Source organism: Streptomyces sp. NPDC047880, from assembly GCF_040706515.1.
In the GTDB taxonomy this organism is placed as follows: Bacteria; Actinomycetota; Actinomycetes; order Streptomycetales; family Streptomycetaceae; genus Streptomyces.
In genome coordinates this window covers 56818-69804 of sequence record NZ_JBEZOK010000035.1, presented here as the reverse complement: position 1 = coordinate 69804, position 12987 = coordinate 56818, and the positions used below count along the sequence as shown (strand labels likewise).

Below are 12987 nucleotides of genomic sequence, written 5' to 3'. Positions count from 1 at the left end.
CGCCACCACCCCGGTCGCTGACCTGGTGCGGTGGGCGAAGATGCGCTGGCGGATCGAGCACGACTACCGCGAGCTCAAGCACGGCCTGGGACTGGGCCACTTCGAGGGCCGCACCTGGCGCGGCTGGCACCACCACGTCACCCTCGTCACCGCCGCCCAGGCATTCCTCACCCTCCGGCGGCTCGACCCAAAAGTCCGCACACCGGCCTGACTCTCTACCAGGTCCTCGACGTTCTTCAGGACCTGCTGAGGTGCTGGACCGGTACCTGCACCACCTGCGGCCGCCCCCTGCCCCGCCCTCGGAGCAGCCGCAGACAGCCCACAACCTAACGAAGCACTACTAGGACCTGTCCGGGCGATCATGTGACTGCCCTGTGCCCGGCTCGTTGTTGTGGGCATGGGGAGGGGCGCCCTGACGGATGCCGAGTGGGAACGGCTGCGGCCGTTCTTGCCAGTCAGCCACGGGCGTTGTGGCCGGTGGCGGGATCACCGTCAGGTGACTGACGGGATTCTGCACCGGGTGCGGACCCCGGGGTGCAGTGGCGGGATCTGCCTGAGCGGTTCGGGCCGTGGAAGACCGTCAGGGCAGCGGGCGGACTGCACCCAGTTCCAGACGGTGCTGGCAAAGATCCGCGTCCCGAGAACCGGTCCGGGCCGGCCCCGCACGAGGCCCGACAGCATCGCAGCCGACAAGGGATACAGCAACGGCCATGACGCGAATACCCGCGGCGCTGCGGCATCCGGCACACCATCCCGGAGAAGACCACACCATCGGACGAGACCGCCCGCCCGACGAACATCCCTTCACCGGGACCGAGCCCCTCACCTCTGCGAGGCCACGCTCCACGGATCCCGTAGGCTCCCGGCCATGAACGACGGGGAATCCGGCAGACGGGTCATAGACGGGCGCTTCGAACTGCAAGGGCGGCTCGGTGGCGGCGGCATGGGCATGGTGTGGCGGGCGCGCGATCTCGTCCTGGACCGAGACGTGGCGCTCAAGGAAGTACGGCCCTCCGATCCCGGACTTGCCGAACACGATCCGCAGGCCGCGGCCATGCTCCGGGCCCGGGTGCTGCGCGAGGCACGGGCGCTCGCCCGCGTCGACCACCACAACGTGGTCACCATCCACCACGTGGTCGACACCGAGGCCTACGCCTACCCCTGGCTCGTCATGGAGCTGGTGACCGGCGGATCGCTCCAGGACCGGCTCGACAAGAGGCCGCTGGAGCCCGTCGAGGCCGCCCGGCTCGGCCGCGAGGTGCTGGCCGCGCTGCGCGCCGCGCACGACGTCGGCATCCAGCACCGGGACGTGAAGCCCGCCAACGTCCTGATGCGGCCCGACGGCCGCCCCGTCCTCACCGACTTCGGCATCGCGGCCATCAGGGAGTCGGCCTCCCTGACCGTGACCGGGTCCATCATCGGCACACCCGACTACATGGCGCCCGAGCGCATCACCGGCGGCGAGGGCGGCCCCGGCTCCGACCTCTGGTCGCTGGCGATGATGCTGTACGTTGCCGTCGAAGGACACCACCCACTGCGCAGGGGAACCACCCTCGCGACGCTCGCGGCTCTCCTGAGCGAGGAGCTTCCGCCGCCTCTGCGGGCCGGAGCGCTGACCGGTTTCCTGAACGCCGTGCTCGTCAAGGATCCGGGGCGCAGAGCGGACGCGGAGATCGCCGACCGGATGCTCGCCGAAGCGGCCGAGGGCCGCGGCGCGGCTCCCGGCGCTCTCGACGGGGCGGGCGCGGCCACTTCGTACCGGCTGGCCCCTCCGCCGGTCCCGACCCCCACACCCTCGGTGCCGGCCGGGTTCGGACCGCCCGTGGGCTTCGGCCCGCCGACCGGCTTCGGACCCACAGGACCGCACGACGCCGTGCCCCGCGCCACCGGGCCGTCGACCCCCGCCCCGACCCCCTGCCCAGTGGGCCCCACCCGGCCGGCGCGGCCACGACCGGGAAACCGGACGAAGAGCCGCATCACGATCGCCTCCTCCGTCGTCGCTACCGTGCTGGCCGGAGTTCTGACGTGGACCCTGCTGCCCGACGGAGGGCAGAACGACGATGCCGAATCAGCCGATCCGACCGCCACGGCCTCGACCGGCGCGAAGAACCCGGCCTCCGCACCGCCGAGAGCGTCCCGGTCGGCATCGGTGCCCCAGGCCGACGCCAAGACGGACCTGCTGACCCCGGACGGCATCCGGACGGCGGTGAAGGAGATCAAAGCCGCGACGGGCACGAACCGGGCGTGCGACCTCACCGTCTACCCGGGCTACGTGTCCGCGGAAATCATGGTCAAGGGCAGCGACACCAAGTACGACAGCTACACCTACCGCCCGGGCGAAGGCGTCAGTAAGGGCATCATCAGCAGCGCGCTCATCGGCGGCGAACGCCCGTTCCACATGGACGACTTCGACTGGGACGTCCTTCCCTCCTTGTTGAAGCGGGCGGAGAAGGACCTGAACGTGAAGCGGCCGACCATGCGCTACGTCCTGGTCCGCCCGGCGGACGACACGTTCGGCACCCCGCTGGGACTGGCCGTCTATCTCGCCGACGAGCACGTGACCGGCTACCTGGAAGCCGACCTCAAGGGCAAGGTGACCCGGGTCATGCCGGCCCAGGACTGATCCCTCGCACGCTCACCTCCGTCACCGCACCACGCCCGACCGTCTGCAAAGCGTGAGCCCGAGGTGTGAGCTGGAGAGAACGCTCGGTCACGGATCGGGTGGTGGCGGCCATGGGAGAGCCAGTCCTGTTCGACCAGGCGATGCTCGTAGATCCGTACGCGCGGTAGCGCTGCTGCGCGAGACCGACCCCGTCCATCACGCCGACCGGATCGGCGCGTGGAGCGTCACACGGCACGACGACGTCGAGCGCGTCCTTAGCGGCCCCGCTGTCGCAGGGCCCCGGGTGCTCCTGGGGGCCCCAGGCCTGCTGCTGTGTGGCGGGTTACCAGCGATACCAGCGGCCCTTGCGGCCGCCTGTGTCCGCACTGCGCAGCACGAAGCCCAGCAACCAGACAACCAGCACGATGACGGCGATCCACCACAGTGCCTTCAGCGCGAAACCGGCGCCGAAGAGGATCAGAGCCAGAAGCAGGACAAGAAGCAGGGGAACCATAGTTATCAACCTCCGCTGCTCCTCGTGCCCGGCGATTCGAAGAACACACGGCTGATCTGCCTGGTTTCTGCACTGCTCTTGCGGGAACTGGGCTCAGTTTCGTCACCGGCGTTCACCTCACGGTTGGCGGACGACCGGCGCGTCCGCACCACTTCCGCCGCGCAGCCAGCTGTCGGGCCTGGGGCGCCAGTCGCCTCGGCTGCATCGCCTGGGCGCAGCTATGAGCGTCAGTGAGGTGAGGCGTCGACCTGGTTCGGGTCGCGTTGGAGGCCACGTCTTCCCCGTACGGCAACGGAGGCCGCACGGGGAAGGCGCGGCCGCGCTTCGTGGCGCCAGGCCGGACCCGTGTGACCGCCGCTGGAGCACACGGTGGTGCGCTGCATGGAGGAGACGCGCTTGTTACCGCCGGTGCCGTCCGTGCCCGTGCCCATCGCGTCGATCCCGGTCTGCAGGAGGTGGGCGGACCTGGTTCACGCTGGCACGGACAACTCCGAGCGCACCAAGCTGGGTTCGACCTGGTTCCACCACACCGCACTCGGCCTGGCCTCCACGAACACGAACGGCGGCGACACCGGATTCATCCACGAACCGGCGGGCACTTTGAACCCCATGACGACTGGGGGGAAGTCCTTCTACTACTCACCGACGCCACCGGCAACGTCCTCGGCATGGTCGACGACGCGGGCAAGCGCACCCACGCCTACACCCACGGCCCCACCGGCATGCCTCGCGGCACGACCACGGAGACCGTCCCCCAGCCTCACCGCTACCCCGACTCCTACCTCGACCCCACCGGCCGGTACAGGATGGGCCACCGCTACTACGCCCCGTCCCTCGGCTGCTTCACTCAGCCCGACCCCTCCGGCCAGGAGGCCAACCCCTGCCTCTACGCGGCCGGCGACCCCGTCAACAACAGCGACCCCACGGTACTTTTCAGCCCCTCCGACGCTCTCGATGCGGGAGAGAGCATCTTCAGCACTGCTACGGGTTGCCGTGCCGGGATCAATGCTGCGGGTGAAAGCGGCATCGTGGCCGGCCCGTGGGGCACGGCGGCCGCGGTCGTGGGCCAGTTGCGCCGTCCGAGGCCGTGGTCGCGGTCATCACCGTGCTCGCGCTGCTGCAAGGCCTCACGGCAGAGGAATCGAACAAGGCTATGCCGCTCATCGTGACAGCCCTTGGAGTGGCGTCGCTCGGCATGTGGACCATCGGGGTCCGCAGTAAGGCCGGGAAGAAGTGACCAGACTCCTCGCCGTCCGCGCGGCCGTTGCGGGCGGCGAGGAGGCGACCCGTCAACTCGACTGTTCGTGGTGAAAGCCGACCCTGCCACGTCGAGTGATGCGGTGTCAGGACGATGAACGACCATGCCCTTCGAGCGGGTGGGGGGCCGGTTGGCGGACGGGGACCACGCCAGACAGCGTGGTGTGACGTGAATCACAGGGGATGCCGGAAGAATGAGTGTCGTATCAGCTCTCTCCCGTCGCAGGTAGGTGAACAGACTCACTCGAGCAACAAAGGAGGTCCGAGATGCCTGCAGATTCAACGCTGGACTCGGCACCCGAGGACGCTTCTCAGCAGCCTGCCGCAGAGCCGTCCGAAACACCGCTCGCCCCCTCATCGGAAGAACGCGGATTGCCCCAAGCCGGGGCTCTCGGCGAATCGGGCGACGGCGGACGTGCGGCGCCGATGGGCACGCTCGACTTGGACCACGGTGTCTTCCCGCTGCTTGAAGACGGCGCCCTGACCTCCGGCAGCGTGGCGGCCGTCGTGGACACGGCTTCCTTCGTGTCGGGCGTCAGGGACTCCCTCGACGAGCCGCTGGCCTACCTCGGCACGATGCGGGCGAACTTCGGCCTGGCCCCGGTCATCGCGGGCATCGATCTGCTGGTTCCCTGGCTTCTCAATATCGGGGAGATGGTCGGCAAGTCCGTACTGGACGGGCTGGGTGACCACAGTGCCGTGTCGGCGCTGGCCGACGTGCAGCAGGACGCAGCGCAGGGAGAGCACAACCGGCGCAAGCTCAGCAGCGTCGCCAAGGCGTGGAGCAGGCTTGAGAGCAACCGCCGGGAGCTTCCGTGAGTACGCCGTCCGACCGGTCGCAGGAGCCGCTGATGACCGTACGGGCCGCGGTCATTTTGATGCTGGCCATGCAGATTGCGGTTGCCGCCGGCGTGTTGACCATGCTGGCGGGGAACGCATGGGCTGTCGCGGTGCTGGCTGCTGGGGGCTCCTTCGCCGGCACCGTCGCCTTCGCCCGGTCCGTGATCGGCTGAACCGGCCCCAGGCGAGCAGCGCCCGGGCAGACGCCGTGATCACACCGACGTACGCCGGTGAAGGCCTGTCGCTGCGGGTGGTGACCAGGCCTCGCCATTGCCGCCCAGGGCTGCTGTTCGCCGTCGATCCGGCGTGCCGGTGAGGCTTCATCACGGGCCCGGTCAGAGCCATGAAGATCTCGTAGTCCGGTGATCTTCGCCAAGGCCATCACGAGCGGCGACGCGTATGACGGACCGATCCGTGATCTGACGGCTCGCGGAGTCGGGGTCGGGAGGCGCTGCGGGCGTGCGACGGGCTGTGCCCGGTCTACCCCGCGACGGGCGGCGTCGACGGCCGGGTGTCCATAGAGGTCGGCCCCGGCTCGCGCGCGACACCGCGGCGACGATCGCGGAGGTGCGGGCGCTGGGGTGACTGGTCGACCGGCCCAACCTGTTCGTGAAGATCCCGGCCGCCCGGCAGCGCCTGCCGGCGATCGCCAGGTCGCGGTGGTCCGCGCCCCCGGCGACAGGATGGTGATGAAAGCACGCGGCGAGGCGTGAGGCCCGGTGTTCCATGGTCACCAACGGTGTCAACATCCCGACTCGCGCCGGGCATCCGGGTGACAGTGGCCGGCCTTCGCGCACAGCTGTCGGGCCTCGGGATAGGGATGCACCTGCGTCCCTCGGCTCCAAACCATGACGCGGCCCTTCGCTCCGGAACAGCCCTGCCCATGGGCAGGGCCATGGACCCGACGGCGTCGTACGGCTCCGTCAGACCGGAAGGCAGCAGCTGTGAAGATCAACATCGTGGGCCCCGGCAACATGGGCCGCGCCATCGCCACCCGTGCCCTTGTCGGCGGCCATGGCGTGTGCGTGGTCCACCCCGACGCCGACCCTGCCCGGGCAGTGGCCGAGGAGCTCAAGCAGCGCTTCCCTGACGGTGAGTGCGACTGGGCCGCTTCGGCGGAAGCAGCCGACGTGACCGTGATCGCACTGTGGTACGACGCGGCACTGCAGTTCGCGAGATCCTCCGGGGCTGCCCTGGCCGGGCAGGTCCTGGTGGATATCTGCAACCCCATCGACGTCTCGACCATGGATGGGCGGGTGACACCCCCGGACAGCTCGGCTGCCGAGGAGATCCAGCAGATCGTCGGCACGGACGTGAAGGTCGTCAAAGCGTTCAACACCACCTTCGCCGGCCCGCTGACGACAGGCGAGGGCCATGACTTCCCGCTCGACGTCCTGATCGCCGGAGACGACTCCGCAGCCAAGGACAAGATCGCGGACTTTGTCCGCTCTGGAGCTATGCGCCCGTTCGACGTGGGGCCTCTGCGCAGAGCCCGGGAGCTGGAGGCGATGGGATTCCTGCACATCTCCCTCCAGCAGCCACTCCAGCTGAACTGGCAAAGCTCGATCAAGATCCTTCCCTGACCGTCCCAGATACACGGTGGCAGGTCCTCCACCCGGTGCCAGCGAGTTCACAGGGGGAGGACCTGACCGTGATGTGGGGTTGTGTGCCGAGGGTGTTCAGGTGCATCGAGTTGGTCGGGCACGATGTCAGGGCTGCCGACGAGGCGGCGTAGTGCGGACTCGTCGAGGATGACCTTCAGGCGCATGGGGAGGTCCGGATCGTGGATGCGGTGCTGACGACGCAGCAGCACCTCAAGGCGTGTGGCGGCCTGCTGCGCAGTGAGCGCAGGGAGGGTTGCGGTGAGGGCGGCCCGGGCGTAGGCGGAGGTTTGGCGCAGCTCGGGGATCATCATGGGCTCGAAGCTGTGGAGACGGTCGGCTTCTGCTTCCAGGGCGGTGATGCCCCTGTCAGGTCCGGGTCGTACGCTTCCCGCCGCCGGATGCCGGGTTGATGCCTGCTGCACCTGCCGGACCGGTCGACGCGCTCGGTCGGCCACGGTGAGAGCGCGCCGGGTCCTCCGGCCGGAGCGTCCGGCCGGGCTACGGCGTGGCGCCTCCCTCGACCGACACGCTCCGGGGGCATTGGAGTGGTGGGCGAACGGCCCGATGGCGTGGCTCCCGCACCGGCGCGCGGCGCTTCCTAGGGTCGGCGAGGGGTACGGCACGGGGCCGACCGTCCGAGGACACAGGCGGGTGAGTCATGGAACGGATGACGGCTGGATCGGCGACGAGCGGCCGCGGGCCGGCCCGGAGTTGGTCCCGGCGGCTGGCCGCCGCGCTGGGACTGGTCCTGCTCTGCGCGCTGCCCGCCGGGGCGGCGGACGCCGTCCGGGCCGGTGACGCCCGCACGCCCGTCGGCCCGGCACCGTATGTGTCCGACTACGGCGGCAACCGGGTGCTGACCCTGTTCGCGTACAGCGGTGAACAGGTCACCGTCCCCGTCGACGGCCTGGTGCGTCCGACCGGCATGGCCTGGGACGTCGCCGGCCGGCTCTACGTCTCCGACACGGGCAACAACCGGGTCGTGGTCCTGCCTCCGGACGGCGGGGAGCAGTCGGTCGTACCGGCGGGCGATCTGTCGCGCCCGCTGGGGCTCGCGGTCGACCCGGCCGGGAACCTGTACATCGCCGACAGCTTCAACGACCGGATCGTGAGGGTGGCCGCCGACGGCGGGGGCCGGACGGTGCTGGCCACGGAGGGACTGCTGCACCCCTGGGGGCTGGCCTGGGCACCCGACGGGCATCTGTACGTCTCCGACTTCGTCAACGACCGGGTCGTCAGGGTCGCGGTGGACGGCGGCGGCCAGCAGACCGTGCCCACGACGGGCCTCTCCCAGCCGACCGGGCTGGCACTCGGCACCGGCGGCGACCTGTACGTCGCCGACAGTGGCAACAACCGCGTGGTGAAGGTCGCCACCGGAAGCGGCCGGCAGAGCACCGTTCCCGTCACCGGACTGAACTCCCCGCTCGGACTCGCCCTTGACGACAAGGGCCACCTGTACGTGGCCGACGGGTTCAACAACCGCGTGGTGCGCGTCCGCGAGACAGGAGGAGGACAGGTGACACTCGGCTTCACCGGCCTCAGCACACCGACCGGTCTGGCTTTCCCCCCTGCCCCGGACAGCCCGGGGTACGGACAGGACTGACAGGGCTCGAGCCGCCTGTTCGCAGCGACATGCTGTGCGTCATGGCCGCGCGGGCGCCCGGGCGACGCGGTGCGGCGCACGGACAGCGGCATGCCGCGCGCTTCACCCGTACCCGCGCAGCGCCTTGTGCGCTCCGTACGCCTCGATGAAGCCGGTGATCGCCGCCAGGGCGTCGGCGAAACCGGCGGATCGCCACTTGGCCAGTCACCGTTCCCCCCTTTGCGCTTGCCGGAAGGCCGTAGCCTCCCGTGCACCCGCGGGCGCCGGGCAGGCGTAGCGATCCGGGTCGCGCGATCCGGGTACCGAGCTGTCCTCGCTGAACTTCGAGAGTCTCATCGGCGGCACGATGGTGGCGGCCGTGCACGCGCAGGTTGAGTCCGCGCAGGCGAGGGTCAATCTTCGTCAAGCACACTTTCCGGCGGAGAAGACCACAAGAGCGGGGCGGTCGCCGTACGGCCACGTCCACACCCCCGGTGGCGGCCCGTCCCCGGGTACCAACGATTCCCGGAGCAGCGCGCGGAGGCCCGTTCAGCAGCCGCGGCAGAAGGCGCCCGTCCCCAAGGGTGCCCGCTGCGCCGAAGGCACCGGCCGCCCCGCCTCGCATCTCCGGGGCCGGAGATGAACAACCACGAGGAGACGCAAGCCGAGCAGTTCAGGGCTTGTTCGCGTACAGGGCCTCGATGACGTCCGCGTATGCCGCCGTCGCCGCCTGGCGCTTGACCTTCAGCGACGGGGTCAGCAGCCCGTTCTCTTCGGTGAAGTCGCCCTCGGCGAGGGGGAACGCGCGGATCGACTCGGCGCGCGAGACGGCCTCGTTGGCGTGATCGACCGCCTTCTGCACGTCGGCGCGCAGGCGTTCGTCGTGGACCAGCTTGGACAGCGGGGTGGCGGCGGGGAGTTTGCGGACCGCCAGCCAGTGGGCGAGGGCTTCCGGGGCGAGGGTGATCAGGGCGGCGGCGTAGGGGCGGTTGTCGCCAACGACGAGGCACTGGCCGACGGGAGGGCGGCTGCGCAGGCGGTCCTCCAGGACGGCCGGGGAGACGTTCGTGCCGCCGGTGGTGACGAGGATGTCCTTCTTGCGGCCGGTGATGGTGAGGTAGCCGTCCTCGTCGAGAGAGCGGGGGCGCCTGTGGCGAACCAGCCGTCGTCCAGGGCCTCCCCGGTCGCGGCCGGGTTGTTCCAGGAGGCGCCGAAGACGATGCCGCCCTTGATGAGGACCTCGCCGTCGCCGGCGATGCGGACGGCGGTACCGGGGACCGGCTCCGGCACGGCGACCCACGTACGAACACCTGACCACCCGAGCATGACCGCCCGCCCACAGCCCCCCGAATCGGGCGGCCGGGGTCTGAGTCGGGCGGGGCCGGTCAGGTGGGTGTGGAGGTGACGGTCTGGTCGGGGTCGGAGCCGTAGGGGTTCGTCATCGCTCCTCCCGCCTTTCGGCCGCCGTGCTTGGGATGCCCGGCGGCCGTGTCGGGTTCAGCCGCCGACGTGGATGCCGGGGCGGCGGTCGGGGTCGGGTTCGTGGCTGCGGATGATCTCGCGGGTGACCGGGGCGGTGTCACCGCGTCCGAGGAGGAAGTAGCGGAACATGTGCTTCAAGGGGCTCCCTTCGGCCCAGGCGAAGTAGCAGTGCGGCAGTACGCCCGTGGCGTCGCGCAGCGCGAGGAGGATCGCGGCGATGGCGTTGGGCGCGGCCGGTGCATGGGCGCGCAGGACCCGGTGTCCGTCGACCTCGACACCGCGGACGGTGAGGGTCTCGCTGAAGTCGGACGGGTCGACCACGTCGATCTCCAGGAACAGCACATCGGCCGGGCCGGGGACCGGATTGGTGCCGCGCTGTTCGCGTTCCTTGGCGAGGTACTCGGCCGCGTCCCCGGCCTGGCGGCGGTTGGCGATGATGTTGATGGAGTCGTCATGGGCGAGGGTGTCGGAGATGAAGCGGCGCGCGTTCTCGTCGACGACCAGGCGGTCGGCGCGCAGTTCGGTGGTGCGCGAGACGCGCGAGATCAGCGACACGGTGATGATGCCGAGGATGAAGAAGCCAGAGATGGCGATGCCGTCGGGCTTGTCGACGATGTTGGCCGCCAGGGCGTAGAACAGCACCGCGGTGAGCACGCCGAAGCCTATGGTCGCCACGCGTCGGCGGCCACGTGCGACGGAGACGGTGACGGCGAACGCGCCGGAGACCATCATCGCCAGGATTCCTGTGGCGTACGCGCCGGCCTGGGCGTCGACGTCGGCGTCGAAAGCGATGGTGATCAGGACGCACAGAGCCGTGTAGACGAGGACGACCGGGCGCACCGCGCGCCCCCACTCCGGTGCCATGCCATAGTCGGGCAGATAGCGCGGGACGATGTTGATCAGCCCGGCCATGGCGGAGGCACCGGCGAACCACAGAATCAGGATGGTGCTGATGTCGTAGACGGTGCCGAAGGCCTCCCCGACATGCTCGTGGGCGAGCCAGGCCAGCGCCCGGCCGTTGGCTGCGCCCCCGGGCTCGAACTCGTCGTGCGGAATGAGGACGGTGGTCACGAAACTGGCGGACAACAGATACACGCTCATGATCACGGCGGCCGTGGTCAACAGCCGACGGGCGTTGCGGATCCGCGCGCGCAGCCGCTGCTCGGCGCCGGCCCCCTTGGCCGCCACGAGCGGCATCATGCTCACACCGGTCTCGAAGCCCGACAGACCCAGCACCAGTAGCGGGAAGGCCAGCAGCGCCGGACCGGCCAGGTCGCCGAAGCCCCCTCCCCCCTCGACGAGTGCGTCGGTCCAAGCCGACAGCGCTCCGTCCGTCGTGAACACATGCGCCAGACCGACGCCGATGACGACCGCGTTGAGCAACAGGAAGACGGCGACCAGCGGGATGGCCACACTGACCGCCTCACTGAACCCGAGCAGAAAAACACCCCCGAGCACCAGCAACAGCACCACGGTCAGGGCGACCTCGTGGCCGTGCAGCACGGAGGGGAAAAAGGGGTTCTCCACCACGTGCACCGAGGCGTCCGCCGTCGACAGCGTGATCGTGATGATCCACGAGGTGGCCACAAAGCCGAGCAGGACCAGCACGAACAGCTTGCCCCACCAAAACGGCAGCAGATCCTCCAGCATCGCCACAGATCCCGCGCCGTGCGGGCTCTCCTTGGCCACCCGCCGGTACATCGGCAGCATCCCCAACAGTGTCAACGCCACGATCAACAGAGTCGCAAGCGGCGAAACCGCCCCAGCGGCGAGCGCGGCGATCGCCGGCACGTAGGCCAGACTCGAGAAGTAGTCAACCCCGGTCAGGCACATGACCTTCCACCAGGCATGCGGCTCGCCATGCCCCTCACCGGCCGCCGGCCCCACAGGCTGTACCTGATGACGCAACAGCCACCGTGCCCCCTTACCTGCCGGTTGCGTCCGCAGAGCGGGACTGTCCACCACCTCCGGCATCAACGGCCGACCCGCGTCACCCATATCCCACACGTCCTTCCCTATCCCTGTCTGCACATCGATTCGGTCACAGCAGCCACAGCTCAGGCGGCACCGCAACGATCACTGAGTATGAGTCCGTCTACTCCCTTCCCCCCAGTTCCCGAGGAGCGCATGGATGAGCAGGTGATCTTCCCGCCGAGCCTTCTCACAAGATCACCGCGTCGGACGGAGTCTGGCTGGTGGCAGTGAGGCACCGGCTCTACCAGCCGACCCACTGCTGCGTCGGCATAGCGTTCGGTCGGGGGTGGTGAAACCTCAAGAGCGTCGCAGGGGCGGGTGCCTCGGCGGCGGCAAGGTGCCTTGTGGCTTCCCAGCCGCAGCTGGTACTTCTGCGGGCGGAAGAACTCATCGCCGCCCTCGCGCGCGGGGTGTCCTCGCACAGGTTGTAGCCGCTGTGGAGGCTTCAAGTATGGCGAGGGCGGCGATCCAGGACGGCGTGTCCTTCGATGGCGGGCCGGCCGCGGTCCCAGCGGATAGGCTGGTTTTTGTTGACTGGTTTCGGCTCTGGTCCACTTCGTGTGGTTATGCGCGCAGGGTGACTGTCGATCTTCGTGCGATGGCAGTTGAGGTCGCCCGAAAATCGCCCGGCTGGACGGTGGTGTGGTCGACAGTCCTTCGCCGTGAACGAAGTGCTTCCGCACTTGGATGAGCTGCTGTTCTCCTCGGTCGAGGGCGTGTTGTTGGAGTCGGTCGAGGTGTCCGACACAGTCGTGCGGGTCGAGGCTCGTACGACCGCAGGACGGGCGGCCTGTCCCGAGCGCGGATACTGGTCGGGGCGAATACATGCCTCCTACCTGCGGTGTCCTCGTGATCTGCCGACAGCAGGCAAGCTTGTCGTGGTGTCGTTACGAGTGCGGCGGTTCGTCTGCGCGGAGGACTCCTGCACGCGCAAGACCTTTGCTGAGCAAGTCCCTGGGCTCACGCGTCGGTTCGGACGACAGACCGAGCGGTTGCGATCGACGCTGGTGTCGGTCGGTCTCGCGCTCGCAGGCCGGGCAGGCGCCCGCATGACGGATGCTTTCCAAGTGCCGGTCAGCAGGAACACCCTGCTGAGGCTGATCGCCTCGCTTCCGGACCCCGTCACCACCAC

The 12987-nt window shown here is 69.4% G+C and carries 10 protein-coding genes and 4 pseudogenes; 10 read left to right on the top strand and 4 right to left on the bottom strand.

All coding sequences use genetic code 11. The annotated features are described in order from the left end of the window. The 3 genes and pseudogenes from AB0937_RS35570 to AB0937_RS35560 all read left to right on the top strand — a co-directional run. A partial coding sequence (locus AB0937_RS35570) for a transposase (protein ID WP_366717853.1) occupies positions 1–211 on the top strand: 211 nt, incomplete at its 5' end. A 384-nt stretch (positions 212–595) separates the two neighbouring features. After that, a pseudogene (locus tag AB0937_RS35565) lies at positions 596–762 on the top strand (IS5/IS1182 family transposase); the annotation flags it as partial. 106 nt (positions 763–868) lie between these two features. Continuing rightward, positions 869–2623, top strand: a complete 1755-nt coding sequence (locus AB0937_RS35560) for a protein kinase (protein ID WP_366717851.1) — start codon at positions 869–871, stop codon at positions 2621–2623. 322 nt (positions 2624–2945) lie between these two features. Here the strand turns inward: AB0937_RS35560 and AB0937_RS35555 are convergent, their stop codons facing one another. Beyond that, positions 2946–3116 carry a hypothetical protein gene (locus tag AB0937_RS35555; protein ID WP_031106884.1) on the bottom strand — a complete coding sequence of 57 codons (171 nt, stop codon included), beginning with the start codon at positions 3114–3116 and terminating at the stop codon, positions 2946–2948. A gap of 668 nt (positions 3117–3784) precedes the next feature. On the opposite strand from AB0937_RS35555, the pseudogene AB0937_RS35550 reads away from it, so the two are divergent. The 6 genes and pseudogenes from AB0937_RS35550 to AB0937_RS35525 form a co-directional block, all read left to right on the top strand. Then, positions 3785–3982, top strand: a pseudogene (locus AB0937_RS35550) (RHS repeat-associated core domain-containing protein); the annotation flags it as partial. A gap of 221 nt (positions 3983–4203) precedes the next feature. Further along, a complete protein-coding gene (locus AB0937_RS35545; RefSeq protein ID WP_366717866.1) occupies positions 4204–4353 on the top strand; it encodes a hypothetical protein in 150 nt (49 codons plus the stop codon). 446 nt (positions 4354–4799) lie between these two features. Further along, complete coding sequence (locus AB0937_RS35540; RefSeq protein WP_366717849.1) at positions 4800–5192, top strand: hypothetical protein; 393 nt, start codon at positions 4800–4802, stop codon at positions 5190–5192. 32 nt (positions 5193–5224) lie between these two features. Further along, positions 5225–5386 carry a hypothetical protein gene (locus AB0937_RS35535; protein ID WP_260460194.1) on the top strand — a complete coding sequence of 54 codons (162 nt, stop codon included), beginning with the start codon at positions 5225–5227 and terminating at the stop codon, positions 5384–5386. A gap of 177 nt (positions 5387–5563) precedes the next feature. Continuing rightward, positions 5564–5870 (top strand): annotated as a pseudogene (locus AB0937_RS35530) (transaldolase family protein); the annotation flags it as partial. 287 nt (positions 5871–6157) lie between these two features. Beyond that, positions 6158–6796: an NAD(P)-binding domain-containing protein gene (locus tag AB0937_RS35525; protein WP_366717846.1), complete on the top strand. Its 639-nt coding sequence runs from the start codon at positions 6158–6160 to the stop codon at positions 6794–6796. Between the two features lie 47 nt (positions 6797–6843). Here the strand turns inward: AB0937_RS35525 and AB0937_RS35520 are convergent, their stop codons facing one another. Continuing rightward, a complete protein-coding gene (locus AB0937_RS35520) occupies positions 6844–7128 on the bottom strand; it encodes a Scr1 family TA system antitoxin-like transcriptional regulator (protein ID WP_366717844.1) in 285 nt (94 codons plus the stop codon). A 356-nt stretch (positions 7129–7484) separates the two neighbouring features. On the opposite strand from AB0937_RS35520, the gene AB0937_RS35515 reads away from it, so the two are divergent. Beyond that, positions 7485–8420, top strand: coding sequence for a hypothetical protein (locus AB0937_RS35515; RefSeq protein WP_366717842.1), 936 nt, complete (start codon positions 7485–7487; stop codon positions 8418–8420). Between the two features lie 652 nt (positions 8421–9072). Here the strand turns inward: AB0937_RS35515 and AB0937_RS35510 are convergent. Both AB0937_RS35510 and AB0937_RS35505 read right to left on the bottom strand, forming a co-directional pair. Beyond that, positions 9073–9680: pseudogene (locus tag AB0937_RS35510) on the bottom strand (long-chain fatty acid--CoA ligase); the annotation flags it as partial. A gap of 216 nt (positions 9681–9896) precedes the next feature. After that, complete coding sequence (locus tag AB0937_RS35505; protein WP_366717840.1) at positions 9897–11612, bottom strand: amino acid transporter; 1716 nt, start codon at positions 11610–11612, stop codon at positions 9897–9899. Positions 11613–12987: the final 1375 nt, after the last annotated feature.

Bases quoted from the DNA above. Each gene is read 5' to 3' on its own strand.
- AB0937_RS35555 (WP_031106884.1), bottom strand. From the start codon at position 3,116: ATGGTTCCCCTGCTTCTTGTCCTGCTTCTGGCTCTGATCCTCTTCGGC.
- AB0937_RS35535 (WP_260460194.1), top strand. From the start codon at position 5,225: ATGACCGTACGGGCCGCGGTCATTTTGATGCTGGCCATGCAGATTGCG.
- AB0937_RS35515 (WP_366717842.1), top strand. From the start codon at position 7,485: ATGACGGCTGGATCGGCGACGAGCGGCCGCGGGCCGGCCCGGAGTTGG.
- AB0937_RS35520 (WP_366717844.1), bottom strand. From the start codon at position 7,128: ATGATGATCCCCGAGCTGCGCCAAACCTCCGCCTACGCCCGGGCCGCC.
- AB0937_RS35540 (WP_366717849.1), top strand. From the start codon at position 4,800: ATGGGCACGCTCGACTTGGACCACGGTGTCTTCCCGCTGCTTGAAGAC.
- AB0937_RS35560 (WP_366717851.1), top strand. From the start codon at position 869: ATGAACGACGGGGAATCCGGCAGACGGGTCATAGACGGGCGCTTCGAA.